The 14,366-nt window shown below is 34.5% G+C and carries 11 protein-coding genes; 8 read left to right on the top strand and 3 right to left on the bottom strand.

The features are described from left to right. Window positions 1–2: 2 nt before the first annotated feature. The 5 genes from IGJ34_RS08575 (at window position 3) to IGJ34_RS08555 (ending at window position 5,308) form a co-directional block, all read left to right on the top strand. Entirely contained in the window at window positions 3–353 is a 351-nt protein-coding gene (locus IGJ34_RS08575) for a hypothetical protein (RefSeq protein ID WP_430597226.1), read from the top strand. Further along, window positions 341–715 (top strand): dihydrofolate reductase family protein, encoded by a 375-nt coding sequence (locus tag IGJ34_RS08570; RefSeq protein ID WP_340689588.1) that lies wholly within the window; start codon window positions 341–343, stop codon window positions 713–715. The genes IGJ34_RS08575 and IGJ34_RS08570 overlap by 13 nt, the downstream gene beginning before the upstream one ends. 23 nt (window positions 716–738) lie before the next feature. After that, a complete protein-coding gene (locus IGJ34_RS08565; protein WP_430597225.1) occupies window positions 739–1,476 on the top strand; it encodes an SDR family oxidoreductase in 738 nt (245 codons plus the stop codon). Window positions 1,477–1,658: 182 nt separating this feature from the next. Continuing rightward, window positions 1,659–2,351 carry an alpha/beta hydrolase gene (locus IGJ34_RS08560; protein WP_430597224.1) on the top strand — a complete coding sequence of 231 codons (693 nt, stop codon included), beginning with the start codon at window positions 1,659–1,661 and terminating at the stop codon, window positions 2,349–2,351. Window positions 2,352–3,079: 728 nt separating this feature from the next. Continuing rightward, window positions 3,080–5,308 (top strand): ATP-binding cassette domain-containing protein, encoded by a 2,229-nt coding sequence (locus IGJ34_RS08555; RefSeq protein ID WP_430598528.1) that lies wholly within the window; start codon window positions 3,080–3,082, stop codon window positions 5,306–5,308. A gap of 76 nt (window positions 5,309–5,384) precedes the next feature. Here IGJ34_RS08555 and IGJ34_RS08550 read toward each other — a convergent pair whose 3' ends face one another. Then, window positions 5,385–6,041, bottom strand: coding sequence for a DUF998 domain-containing protein (locus tag IGJ34_RS08550; RefSeq protein ID WP_430597223.1), 657 nt, complete (start codon window positions 6,039–6,041; stop codon window positions 5,385–5,387). Between the two features lie 274 nt (window positions 6,042–6,315). On the opposite strand from IGJ34_RS08550, the gene IGJ34_RS08545 reads away from it, so the two are divergent. Together IGJ34_RS08545 and IGJ34_RS08540 are read left to right on the top strand one after the other, a co-directional pair. Continuing rightward, the gene (locus tag IGJ34_RS08545; protein ID WP_206850143.1) at window positions 6,316–7,764 is read left to right on the top strand and encodes a DEAD/DEAH box helicase; all 1,449 of its coding nucleotides are present in this window, start codon (window positions 6,316–6,318) and stop codon (window positions 7,762–7,764) included. A gap of 349 nt (window positions 7,765–8,113) precedes the next feature. Then, a complete protein-coding gene (locus tag IGJ34_RS08540) occupies window positions 8,114–9,928 on the top strand; it encodes a penicillin-binding transpeptidase domain-containing protein (protein WP_430597222.1) in 1,815 nt (604 codons plus the stop codon). 18 nt (window positions 9,929–9,946) lie between these two features. Here IGJ34_RS08540 and efbA read toward each other — a convergent pair whose 3' ends face one another. Next, the gene (gene efbA / locus IGJ34_RS08535; protein WP_206836350.1) at window positions 9,947–11,653 is read right to left on the bottom strand and encodes a fibronectin-binding protein EfbA; all 1,707 of its coding nucleotides are present in this window, start codon (window positions 11,651–11,653) and stop codon (window positions 9,947–9,949) included. Between the two features lie 500 nt (window positions 11,654–12,153). After that, window positions 12,154–13,272 carry a 5-methyltetrahydropteroyltriglutamate--homocysteine S-methyltransferase gene (locus IGJ34_RS08530; RefSeq protein WP_430597221.1) on the bottom strand — a complete coding sequence of 373 codons (1,119 nt, stop codon included), beginning with the start codon at window positions 13,270–13,272 and terminating at the stop codon, window positions 12,154–12,156. A 412-nt stretch (window positions 13,273–13,684) separates the two neighbouring features. On the opposite strand from IGJ34_RS08530, the gene IGJ34_RS08525 reads away from it, so the two are divergent. After that, window positions 13,685–14,329, top strand: coding sequence for a hypothetical protein (locus tag IGJ34_RS08525; RefSeq protein ID WP_430597220.1), 645 nt, complete (start codon window positions 13,685–13,687; stop codon window positions 14,327–14,329). Window positions 14,330–14,366: the final 37 nt, after the last annotated feature.

Genomic DNA, 14,366 nt, shown 5'->3' with positions numbered 1-14,366 from the left:
GAATGAAAAGACCAAAGATCATTTGCCATATGCTGACGTCAATAAATGGAAAAATCAGCGGTGGTTATATGAGTTCAAAGTATGCTACTTCTGGTAGCATGGCTTATGAAATAACCAATAATGCTTATCAAAGTCAGGCATGGTTATGCGATAGAGTTACAATGGAGAAGAATTTTACTGATTTTCACAAACCTGTGTTAAAAAAATTACAACACCTTACCCTAGAACCGATTATGTTGCACAAGAAAATGCAGAAATGTATATTGTTTCAGCAGAGCCTTCAGGTAAAGTTGGTTGGACAACTAATACAATTTAATATGAAAATCGTACGGAAGCCCACATTATCGAAATAGTAACAGATAAGGCTAGTGATGAGTATATTGCGTACCTTAGAGAGCATCAAATTTCGTATGTTTTTGCTGGAAGCAAACAAATTGATTGTACACTTGCTTCAGAAAAACTATTGGCTTTATTTGGTATCAAAACATTAATGGTTTCAGGTGGCGGTTATATCAATTGGTCATTTTTACAAGAAGGATTGATTGATGAAGTAAGCATTGTGATGACACCAGTAGCTGATGAGCGAACGGATACTAATACTATTTTTGGGCGAGTAGAGACTTTACCAGAACTAGCACCAGTTGGGTTTAAATTGAAGTCAGTTGAGATCATTGAAGAGGATACATTATGGTTAAGATATTGGGTAGACAAATAATAAAAGTAAAGGGAGCCAAAATTATGAAGAACAATGTAAAAGATAAAGTGGTCATTATTACAGGTGCTTCATCTGGAATAGGAGAAGCAACAGCAAAACTATTGATTAAGAACGGCGCAAAAGTCGTTTTAGGTGCTAGAAGAGAAGATCGCCTGAAAGAGCTTGTCAAAAAATTCGGTGGAAATAGTGCATATGCTGTTACGGATGTGCGTAATGTGAAAGATGTAGAAAAACTAATACAAGTTGCAAAAGATCATTTTGGTAAAGTTGATGTCCTTTTTGCAAACGCAGGAATTATGCCGGCGTCCAATATGAGTGAATTAAAGATAGAAGAGTGGAATGACATGGTCGATATCAACATTAAAGGAGTGCTTAATTCACTCGCAGCAGTTTTACCAGAATTCGCTGCACAAAAATCAGGGCATGTGATTACAACAAGCTCAATTGCCGGATTGAAAGTGTTCCCTGGTAATAGTGTTTATACTGGAACGAAACATGCAGTCCGTGCGATTATGGATGGTTTTCGTATGGAATCTGCCATGGAAGGTACTAACATTCGCACAACTACTCTTTATCCAGGGGCGATTGCAACTGAATTACTAGATACTATTTCAACACCAGAAGTAAAAAGTGGAATGGAACAATTTTATCAAATTGCTATTACACCAGATGCTGTCGCACAAACAATTTTATTTGCAATCTCTCAACCCGATTCAGTCGGAATTACTGAAATGACGATATTACCAACAAAGCAAGCATAAAAATAATAAATAAAGTAAGATAGATGAATCAACCATCGTTTTACTTTATTTTTTTGTCGATAGAAAGAATTGAATGCTAAATTTTCATTAAATTTAGAGAACATATAAACAATGCGTGTGCCTATTCAAGGTAGAATAAACAGTATATAACGATTTCAAGTAAATATACAAGAAGGTTGGCTATGATGAAAAAACGAGCGATATTGATCATTCATGGATTTGGAGGCAATGAACATGAAATTCTCTATCTACATGAATACTTAAAGCAAAATAATCTTCCATCATTTTGGATTCAATTAACTGGACATGATGGAGTTAAACAACATTTTTCAAAAGCGACATCTGACCAATGGATAATGGATGTGAAACGTAAACTAGATGAACTAGAGCAACTATATACTCATATTACATGCATAGGCTTTTCAATGGGAGGCTTATTGACAATCCAAGCATCAGAGAGAGAATCAGTGGATCAACTCATTTTATGTAGTACACCTATCTATCTTTATAATGTTAATGTCATCATGCAAGACATCGCGGAAGGGATACTTTTAAAAAAACAAGAGAAACTGACTTATTATTTTCGTTCTGCCAAAACAACGTCCATTCGTTCCTGTTATCAATTTTTATTGTTGCTTCAAAAGACAAAGAAAAAATTAAAAAACGAGAGTCAATTAACAGCAAATAAAAAAATGCTCATTCTACAAAATCGACAGGATGAAACAACTTACTACAAAAGTGCCTATTACCTTGCTAAAGCAATAAAAATGAAAGTCTCAGTGAGAATATATGAAAAGGGAAGGCACCAGTTGTTTTTAGGAGAGAATAAAAATGTTGCGGTGAAAGATATAAGGAAATTCATTCTTCAGGACTAACATTGAACTCAATTTTATTTTTCATTATCCTGAATTTCTATTTTCTAAATTTAAAAAGGAATGAATAGGGATTTTTGTTGAACAACTTCTTAGTCAAAAGAAAAGATGAGGGGAAGGATTTCCGATTGAGACAGTTTGGCAGAAAAAGCTATATATTGAGTATTTTGAAGTCAAATTACGTAGTATCAAGATTAAATTAAATAGCTTACAAGTGAGTAGTCTCAGTTACATTGCCAATTCTGATCAAATTGCAATGAATTCAGATTTATATAAGCAAAATGGGATTGGGGGCTAGAGCTTATCTGTGAAGTGTTGAAATTATTCCAGCACTTTTTTTGTAATTCATAATTGAAAATCAATTCTATGTAGCAAACGTATAAGTTGACAAAAAAACGATGTTGTAAAAGTCTTTTTGGCTGAATCACTTTTGCTCCCCCTTCTCGAATAAGTCTTTTCGATGATGTGCTTTTAGAATTGAAAAACGTAAAAACTATTTACATTAGCCCGATTACTTCAACACTCTTCTTGAGTTAAAACTGAATTTTTACAAGTTTTCTCTGGATTTCAAAACGAATAAAAAAGATGGATCACTTTTATTCGTAATACACTTTCCATCGTTCTATAATAAATAGTTAGATACAAGAATTTTTAAGTAGCAAATGGAATAGTGTAAGTATGTATCTTCATAGCATCACGCTGATAGGAGGAATCAAATGGAAAGAGAATAGATCAAAATAAAAAACGCAACACAAAACAATTTAAAACATGTCACGACGAAAATCCCAAAACATCAACTGACAGTCGTAACAGGCGTCTCTGGTTCTGGAAAGTCTTCTTTGATTTTTGACACTTTAGCTGCAGAATCTCGCAGAGAATTGAATGATACTTTTCCAAGTTTTCTACAAAAATATTTACCAAAATATGGTAGACCAGTTGTCGGCAATATTGAAAATTTACCCGTTGCGATTGTAATTGAGCAAAAGAAGTTATCTTCAAATTCCAGATCAACGGTCGGAACTTATACCGATATTTATACTTTTTTACGTTTGCTCTTTTCAAGAGTAGGAAAACCATTTATCGGCTATTCTGATACGTTTTCTTTCAATCATCCTGACGGAAAGTGTCCAGAATGTGATGGTATTGGGACTGTAACGACTATTGATATCCATAAATTAGTCGACTTTACTAAATCACTAAACGAAGGACCGATTGATTTTCCAACTTTCCATGCTGGCTTTTGGCGTTGGAAACGATATGCGGACAGTGGTTTATTTGATTTAGATAAAAAAATAAAAGATTATTCGAAAGAAGAACTAGAATTATTTTTGTATGCACCACAACAAAAATTGGGAAATCCGCCAGAAAAATGGCCTCATACGGCACTTTTTGAAGGATTGATTCCAAGAATGAAACGAAGTATTCTCCAGTCACATGAAGGAAAAAGACACCAAAAACAATTAGATCGCTTCGTTACAATTGAACCGTGTCCGTCTTGTCATGGTACTCGAGTAAATGAACGGGTGAGAAGTTGTAAAATTTTTGGGAAAAGTATAGCTGATGTGGTGATGTTTTCACTGGATGAATTGACTTCTTTTATTGAGAAAATCGATGAACCCCTAGCAGTAGATGTCAAACCTGAAATTCAAAAACGGTTAAAGGCATTAAATGAAATTGGGTTGAGTTATTTAACTTTAAGCAGATCGACAGGCAGTCTTTCAGGTGGAGAAGCGCAACGTATAAGAATTTCTAAATACATTAATAGCGCATTGAATGATATGATGTATATTTTAGATGAACCGAGCGCAGGGCTTCACCCGAAAGATATTGATCGAATGAATAAAGCATTGCTTTCTTTAAAGAATAAGGGCAATACAGTTATTTTAGTAGAACATAACCCTCAATTAATCCGATCAGCAGATTATATTCTTGATATGGGACCAAGGGCCGGAGAAGGCGGAGGAGAACTTCAATTTGCAGGAGAGTATTCTAAATTTCTTCAAGCAGGAACAATCACAAGTGAAGCATTACAGACAACAATACAAATTAAAGAAAAGACTCGTAAACCCAAAAACGTTTTAGAGATAAAAAATAGCACTCTCCATAATCTAAAAGACTTTTCAGCAGGAATACCACTAGGTGTCTTGACGGTTATTTGCGGTGTCGCAGGTTCAGGTAAATCCTCATTAGGTGAGCTCATCCGTCAGACTGCTATTGAAAAAAATCAAGAAATTGTGGCGATTTCGCAAAAAAGTATCGGAATCAACTTACGCTCTACTCCGTTAACATATTTAGATATCTTTGGGAAAATTCGTGAACTGTTTGCCAAAGAAAATGGGATGAGTGCTGCATTATTTAGCTATAATTCAAAAGGCGCTTGTCCAAGATGTCGCGGCAAAGGGGTGATCATTTCTGATATGGCTTTTATGGAAGATATCGTAACCACTTGTGAAGTTTGTCAGGGAACACGTTATGATCCAGAAGTTCTGAAATACAGATACGAAGGTAAAACAATTGTCGATGTTTTAGAAATGACAGTCACTGAGAGTTGCGACTTTTTTTCAAGTCTGTCCTTTAAAAAAGAATTGTTAACATTAATAGAAGTCGGATTAGGTTATTTAAGGCTGAATCAGTCTTTGACCACACTTTCTGGTGGAGAGTTGCAACGTTTGAAGTTAGCAAACCAACTGCATAAAAAGGGAACGATTTATTTATTAGATGAGCCAACGGATGGGTTACATTTACACGATATCAATTACTTACTGAGGCTATTTAATCAAATGGTTGATGAAGGCAGCAGCTTGATTCTATTAGAACATCATTTGAGTATCATCAAACAAGCGGATTGGCTCATTGAAATTGGTCCAGAGGGCGGTGCCAAGGGAGGCCAATTAATTTTTAGTGGAACACCTAAAGAATTATCGATTTCTAGCGATGTAATTACCAAACCCTATTTGTAGATTGCACGTGAAATATAGATTGAGTAATATAACAAGGAATCAAAATTGAAATCAATCACGTTGTAGCCTTAAGCCATCATCGTGATTGATCTTTTTTATTTTTCCAATGTACACTTTTTAAAGATACAAGAAAGAAGGGCAAATAGAGAAATAATAAATTTAATCGTTGCCAAAGACCTCGATAAGGGATACGGACTTGATTAATTATAGGAATTTTAGGTGCAGCGAATAAAAGCATAAAGCAAATAGATAAGAGAAAAATAATGAGAAATAATTGAACAGCTAGTTGTTCTTTTTCTAAATTATAAAGCTTGGTCAAAATATATACAGCAATAAGAAGTGCTACAAAACCTAATCCTGATAAGTAGTCGTGAATGATTGATTCGACATTTATTTTAGTTGTACTTGTTGAGCGATCAAAAATTCCAGTAATAACACAATCACCAATTGCAAAACCAGCCATCATAATACTAAGCCATTTAGCAAGTGGTTTTGATGTATGTTTGAATCGTTCATAAAAACTAGGGATGGTCAAAAGAAATAATCCGCCATCAATCAGTTGCCAAATTTTAAAAACAGTTTTTATTGGGCTACCGTCTTCACCAAAATCACTGATTAACATTGTAATTGGATCATAATCTGGATAAAAATTTGCAAAAACAAAAGGAAATGTCAATTCGCTGATAATAACCGTAATCATAATAAAAAAACCATATTTCTTAATAATTTTCATGAAAATACCTTCTTCTCTTTCAATCATTGTTCTTCATTAGTATACTATAAAATTTGTTTTTTTAAGAAAAATAATGTTTTAATAAATAAAGACTAACGTGAGGTAAAAAAACGAGAATGATGTAGCCTCTTGCAGTTCAATGACTTTTCATGGATAATAGGGAACTGAGTCTAAAAAGAGTTTAGACAACTATGATTACAAATCAGCTCACGCAGAATAAGTCTTTACAGTGTGTAAAATGTTTTGATCGATAAAATAGAAGAATGGGGTAACAATGAACAAAATAAACTTTAGTACCTATCCAATAAGTGACATAATCCTAGAAGCCATTTCAGATTTAGGGTACGAAACACCAACACTCGTCCAACAGGCAGTAATTCCAGCTGTTTTGGAAGGGAAAGATTTGCTAGTTCAATCACAGACCGGTAGTGGAAAAACAGCTAGTTTTGCTATACCGCTTTGTGAAACAGTCGACTGGATAGAAAATAAACCACAGGTCCTTGTTTTAGAACCAACAAGAGAGTTAGCCCAACAAGTGCAAGAAGATATAATCAATATCGGTCGTTATAAAAGAATAAAAGCAACAGCTGTTTACGGGAAAGCGTCTTACGTAAAACAAAAATCAGAATTAAAACAAAAAAGCCATATCGTCGTTGGAACGCCTGGACGAGTGTTAGATCATATTCTAAAAGGAACGCTTCCTCTTGAAAAAATCAATTGTTTAGTAATCGACGAAGCAGATGAAATGTTGAACATGGGATTTATTGAACAAGTAAAAGAGATTATAGCGGCATTACCAGAAGCTAAAAATACGCTGCTTTTCTCTGCGACGATGCCAAAAACAATTGAAAAACTGAGTAGCACGTATTTACGTGAACCAGTTGTTGTAAAAATCGAAGCATCAGAAAAAACAACACCAAAGATTCAACATGCCTTTTTAGATGTAACAGAAGAACATAAATTTGCTGCTTTAGAGGCAGTAACGATCGTTGAAAATCCAGATACATGTATCATTTTTGCTAATACTCAAGAAAAAGTCAATGACACATACGATTTCTTAGTCAAAACAGGATATCCTGTTGGAAAATTACATGGTGGTATGATGCAAGAAGATCGCTTTGACGTAATGGATGCTTTTAGAAAAGGCAAGTTTCGTTACCTTGTAGCAACAGATGTAGCGGCCCGTGGTATCGATATTGAGAATATTACGCATGTTATTAATCTAGATGTTCCATTTGAAAAAGAAAGTTATGTTCACCGTGTAGGAAGAACTGGTCGTGCAGGTAGAGAAGGGTATGCATTGACATTTGTCACATCAAAAGAAGATTCCTTAAAAAAAGAAATCGAGTCTTTTGGTGAATTAACAATGACACGAATCACGCTACCGAATGCTAAACAAGTAGCAAGAAATAAAGCAGCATTTGAGAAGAAAATAACAACTAAGCAAAAGCCAAAGCACCAAAAAGCCAAACGTGTGAATGAAGAAATTACAAAAGTTTATTTTAATGGCGGTAAGAAAAAGAAATTACGAGCACTTGATTTTGTAGGTACTATTTCAAAAATCGAAGGAATCACATCTGGAGATATCGGAATCATCACTATCCAAGAAAATGTGACATACGTTGATATTTTAAATGGAAAAGGCCCACTGGTTATTCAAGCAATGAAAGAAAGAACGATTAAAGGTAAGCAATTGAAAGTACACGTAGCAAGAAAAAAATAAGTAAAGCAGGAACATAACTCAAAGAGCTTTGGGCTATGTTCTTTTTTAACGGTATATTGATCGATTCTTTCTTAACAGACGCGTTAGATGTGACTTCGACTCATTTATCAACTTAGTAGCTTTTTAGAATTTCAAGAGAGAAGAATAGAACAGATAAAAAAAGCCCAACTAAGGAAAAGGGCCGTGTTTTTTTTAATACTCTAATTTTTGTTTAAGAAGCAAAATAGAAGCAGAAAATCGGTAAATAAAAGAGGTAAAATGAATGCATACTCTTCTCTGTAAGATTCCCTGTAAATAGGGAATTTTATGTAGAGATGAACACAAAAACTCAATTTGGAGATAAGCTAGAATGAAAAAAATAAAAGGTATAATAAAGAATCATAATCTTTCAACAATTAAAAATAGAAAACGTGTTGGTGTGATAATTTTATTTTTGACGATGTTGATCTTTTTACTCTTTACAATTAGACTTTCCTATATTCTGATTACAGGGAAAGTTGCAGGAATTTCTCTTTCTGAAAAAACGAAAGAGTTGTATGAAGTTCATGAGACATTAGAAGCAAGACGAGGATCGATTTTGGATAAAGATGGCAATGTCTTAGTCGAAGATTCGAGTGCATTTTCGTTATATGCTATTTTAGATGAAAACTATACTGATTTAGAAGGAAACAAGTTGTATGTCCAAGAAAAAGATTGGCCAACAATTGCTGAAATCTTTGAAAAATATGTAAAAATCGAGAAAGAACTAACATTAAAACAATTAAAACCAAGTGTAAATAAAGAGGGAAAACAGGTTACAACGGTCGAATTTGGGACAAATGGCAAAAATTTGAATTTTGAAACAAAAAGAACGATTGAAGAAGAATTAAAGAAGAAAAAGATTTCAGGTATTTATTTCCGTGAAGAGAAAAAACGTGCCTATCAAGTTGGGAACTTCGCTTCTTATTTTATTGGCTATACCAATCAAGATGATAAAGGCAACGAACAAGGTGTGATGGGAATCGAAGAGGCTTATAATGACAAATTATCTGGTCAAAATGGTTCTCGTAGTTATGAAAAAAATTCTGCATTCGGTGATGTAAAACCGGGAAGTGCGAAAGAGAAAAAACGCGTTGACGGAAGTGATATTTATACGACATTGGATAGCAACTTACAATTTTACCTAGAGGAACTATTAAATGATGCAGCACAAAAATACCAACCTGAGCATATCACAGCTACTTTGATGGAAGCAAAAACTGGTAATATATTAGCGACCTCACAAAGACCCTCTTTTGAATTAGACACAAGAAAAGGGTTAGAAGATCCGAATACAGCCCGTTGGAGCAATATTCTTGTAGAGGATGTCTATGAACCAGGCTCAACGATGAAAAGTATGATGGTAGCAAGTGCAATCGAAGAAAATAAATTCAGTGAAAATGAGCAGTTCCTTTCAGGAAATATCAAAATCGACGATACACAAATCAATGATTGGAATAATGGCGTTGGAGAGGGCAATATGACATTTAGACAAGGTCTAGCTTGGTCAAGTAATGTCGGAATGGTGACACTTCAAGAGCGGATGCCTGATTTATGGCAAGAATATCTAAAAAAATTTGGTTTTGGTCAAAGTACAAATTTCGGGTTGACGGGTGAGGCCACTGGAGAAATCCAGAATAAAACAACAGTCGACAGAGCAATGACATCATATGGACAAGGAATTTCAGTGACTCATTTACAGATGCTTCAGGCTTACACAGCCATTGCTAACGGAGGGGAAATGCTAAAACCTAATATGATCAGTAAAGTTGTTTCTTCGAATGGAAAAGAAACCATCATTCAACCAGAAGTAGTTGGAACACCGATTTCAAGCGAAACAGCTGGAAAAGTCTTGGAGTATATGAAAGATGTTACGATAGATCCTAAATATGGTATGGGGAAAGAATATGCTATGGACGGAATCAATGTCTCCGCTAAAACGGGAACAGCAGAATTCTTTGAAAATGGTATTTATCAAAAACAAGAATATCTACATTCGGTTGTGACGATTACTCCAACGGAAGATCCAAAGTATATTTTTTATATGACGCTAAAAAAACCGTTATTGCAAGGTGTAACAGCGAACGATATTATTTCTGAGGTTTCTAATAATTTAGTAAAACGAGCGATGGTTGCTCGCGATTAAAAAAAACGAACATCCCTCTTAATGAGGTGTGTTCGTTTTTAATGTTTCAAGTAATTGTTCATCTGGAGTAACATATATCGTTTTTTGATTTTCATAAATGACATATCCAGGTTTAGCTCCATTAGGTTTATGGACATGTTTTACTTGTACATAGTCTACGGGAACTTGTGCAGATAAACGATATTTAGAATAATAAGCGGCAAGATTTGCTGCTTCTACTAATGTTTCATTAGATGGATCGCTCTCTTTGATGATCACATGAGAGCCAGGAATATCTTTTGCATGCAACCAAATATCTGTCTTTTTAGCTGTTCTAAGCGTCAATTGATCATTTTGCAGGTTGTTACGCCCTACAAGAATCAGGCTACCGTCAGATGAGTAGAACTCTTCTGGTTTGCTTTTCTTTGGTTGTTTCTGTTTTTTTGCACCGCGGTTTTTAACATAGCCTTGTTCGATTAATTCTTCACGAATCATTTGAATATCCATTGGGCCTGCTATTTCCAATTGTGATAGGACGGACTCTAAATAGCGGATTTCTTGATTAGTCTGTTCAATTTGGCCATGCACCACTTTAACAGCATTTTTCAGTTTTTGATATTTTTGAAAGTACTTTTGAGCATTTTGATTTGGTGTAAGTGCTGGGTTCAGGTTTATTTTCAACAACTTATCTTCTTCGTAATAGTTTGGTAATTCAACGAATGGAGCACCTTTTGGAACTTGAGCCATAAAAGTTGTTAAAAGTTCACCATCTCGACGATAATTTTCTGCATGTTCAGTATCGGCTAAGGTTTGTTGGAGTTTTACCAGTTTACTTTGATTTCGCTTCAGTTCATTTTCAATTTTATGGATCAGTTCGCCACCTTGTTGCTTAACGCGGTCTTTTTCTGCTTTTCCACCATAAAAAGTATCGAGTAATTCACTGAGGTTCACAAAATTTTCTTGCTTACCTTCAAGTGATGAAAATGGAAGAGGGGTAAAAAATTCTTTTTTCTCTGTGATTGTTAACGTGGGTGCGAGTTCATGTTCAAGAGAAGACCAAAATGACTGCCACACAAGCATTTTTTCATTAGGACGTTCATTTAAACGAAAGGCAATCTCGTCAGCAGTATCTTTGCCCAACCCTTGAAATTGACTTTGTAAATAGCTTCCATTAAGTTCACTTGCTTTTGAAAGAATTTCAAAGACTTTTTCTTTACTTGATTCGAATGGGTTTTGTTGGGTTTGTTTCGGTGGATCGATGTATTCAACCCCTGGTAACAACGAGCGATAGCTATTTTGTGAACTACCAATATGTTTGATAGCATCTAAAATTTTGCCGTTTTCTTTGTTGACCAAAACAATCGTGCTGTGTCTGCCCATTAATTCAACAATCAGAACAATATTTTGGAGATCTCCGAGTTCATCTCTTTTAGTGAAGGTAAAGTGGATCACACGATCATTTTCGACTTGGTGAATCTGTTCTAAGATAGCACCCTCAAGAAATTTCCGTAACATCATGACAAAGTTTGGCGGTGTATCTGGATTGGCATAAGCGATTTCGGTTAGCTGGACTCGAGCATAACTTGGATGAGCTGATAATAGTAATTTATGATTTTTTCCCATAGTCCGGATCACTAAAATAATTTCATTTTCGTATGGCTGATGAATTTTTGAAATTCGGCCGGTGGCTAAAGTCTCTGATAATTCGGAGACCATTGCATGAGTAAATACGCCATCAAATGACATAAACATCCCTCAATTCTATATACATAATAATACCATTATAGCGGAGTTCTTTTTATTTATAAAGGAAGTGAGGAATAAAATCCTGATAATATGAAATGAATGAATCGCTTTAGTAAATAAATACGCTTTCTTTTTTAATATAGTTAGTGTAGATGAGCCAGTTGGTTTAAATGAAGTTGAGGAAGTCTATGCCAAGTAAGCACAGTTATTTTATTATCATAAGCAGTCGGAATAGTTTAAGGGCTTGCCTAAGGTTGATTTATGAAATATCCGTTGCGATTCGTGGCTTGCATCATAGGATTACCTATATGGCACATTTAGTAAATCGATAAAGTAAAAAAATAATGAAATTTGTAAAGAAAACTAAACAGATTTTTACTGTTTAAAAGGGTGCGAGACAAAAGTAAAAATCACTTTTGTTTCACACCCTAAATGCGAATAAACAGTGGGAGCAGGAGCAAAAGCCTTTGAAAATAAGCTTCTGTTCCATCCTCCTTTAGTTAAGCGTCTTGCCAAACACCTTTAGCTATATCAACGACTAGTCGAACTTTAGCCCATTGCTCTTCTTCAGTTAGGTGATTTCCTTCGTGTGTCGATGCGAAACCGCATTGAGGAGAGAGACAAATTTGATTTAACGGCACAAATTTGCTCGCTTCTTTGATACGCTTTTCAACGCTTGAGACGTCTTCAAGTTCACCCTTTTTAGTGGTGATTAGTCCTAGAACGATTTTTTGATCTTTTAATTCCTTCAAAGGTTCAAAACCACCCGAACGTTCATCGTCATATTCTAAAAAGAAGCCGTCAAATGCTTCAATAGAAAATAAATTTTTGGCGATTGTTTCATAAGAGCCGTTATAAAGCCAATGGGATTGGAAATTACCTTTACAAAAATGAAAGGTAACAGCAAGATCAGCTGGCTTGTTTACTAAACATTTTTCAGTTACGTCTTGGAAAGCATTCAATAGTTGATCAGCATCCAGACCGTTATTCGAAATCAATTCACGAAAGCGATCATCAAATAATCCACCCCAGCTTGTATCATCTAATTGTAAGTAACGACAACCAGCATCATAAAAAGCTTGGATTGCGTCTTGATAGGTTTTAATTAAATCTTCTTTGAACGTTTCTAAAGAACTATAAATAGGATTCTGATTGTATTGTTTGGATAAAATCAGTGAATCTAAAAATATCATATTGGGTCCAGGAATGGTCTGTTTAGCCAAAAGAGGCGACGCATATTTTTGAGTGAAACGAAAATGATCAAGAAACGGATGATCTTTTGAAAAAGATAGTGGGCCACTTACATATGTTCCTTGAGCGTCTGTCGTAATACCAAAAGCAGTTGTTTGGAAATCATAGACAGTAATACCATTTAAGCCTGCAATAAAATCTAAATGCCACCAACGTCGGCGAAATTCACCATCCGTTACAGCATAAAGTCCAGCATTTTTTTGTTTCTCAATTAAATCAATGATTGCTTGATCTTCGATGGTTGTTAATTCATTTTTTGTAATAGTCCCGTCAAGGAAAGCCGCACGTGCTTTTTTCAAATAGTCAGGGCGTAAAAAACTACCGACAATATCATAACGGAAAGGGATTCTTTGCTTGTTGTTTGGCATAAATAGTCCTCCATTTTTTAGTTAAATTTATAAAAATATACATAATAAATCAAGTACACTCAGTAAAAATAACGGATAACTGAACGAGCTTGTTCGTGTTTTATAGGTTCTTCTTCTTTTTTTCACCTTCTATCTTTTCATCAGCTGAGATTCTCTCATCATTTTACTAAAATAGCACGATATTTTTTCATCGTATTTTAATTTATCGATCTTTAGTGAAAGTATAGGTTAGGAATACTAGTTTGTCAATGAGTGAAACCATTTGCTATTATTGTTCTTTTTTAACATTTATATAGATTGAAATGAAAAAAATCTATTTTTTATTAAAAATAGCTGGAGCATTATTTGTTATACTAGGCAAAGGAAAGAAGTACTAGTATAATGGGATTATACGTAGTAGAGGAGAGACAAAATGAAGAAAGATTTTATCAATGTTAAAGATAATATTATAGAATTCATTAATAGACAGAAGAAACTGACGGCAATTATTTTAGTTGTAATAGTTCTAGTTATAATAAGCTTGTTCATGGTAGTACCTAAAGTACAGGCGAATATTCGTGCTTCTGAAATTAAATCTTTAGTAAACCAAGAGAATTTATCAAAAAAGGCAAATTATTTAGATCCCAAAACAGCAGATAAAGAAATTAGTGAAAAAACAGCAATGACCGTTTTATTTTCAGTGCCAAGTGGCCGTACTTATGGTAACGTGATGAATGTATTAAAAGACTCAGAACTAATGAAAGATTTTAACCGTAGTATTTACCTTTATCCGATGGTTTATGATGTAGAGAAAATCGAGCAAAAATACAAAATCAAAAAAAATGAAGTAGCGATTGTTTTCTTTGAAAACGGAAAAGAAAAAAATAGAATTTCTATTGATGAAAATTTTGACACAAAAAAGATGCTTATCCCATCTTTGAATCAGTTGTCATTGTCTAGTATAGTAGAGCCATCTGCTACATCAAATTCAACAACAAGCACTACAAGTGAACCAGCGACTAGTGAATCTGAGCAAATGTTAGATCAATCTGTGGAAGCTGATTCAGTAGCACAATAAAATCAATTTCAGAAAGAAGGGCTTGATATGAGAGAAT

Origin of the sequence: Enterococcus sp. AZ177, assembly GCF_050544585.1 — a bacterium.
Lineage (GTDB): Bacteria > Bacillota > Bacilli > Lactobacillales > Enterococcaceae > Enterococcus_L > Enterococcus_L plantarum.
The sequence above is the reverse complement of the archived record's forward strand: the minus strand, read 5'-3'. Positions and strand labels throughout refer to the sequence as shown.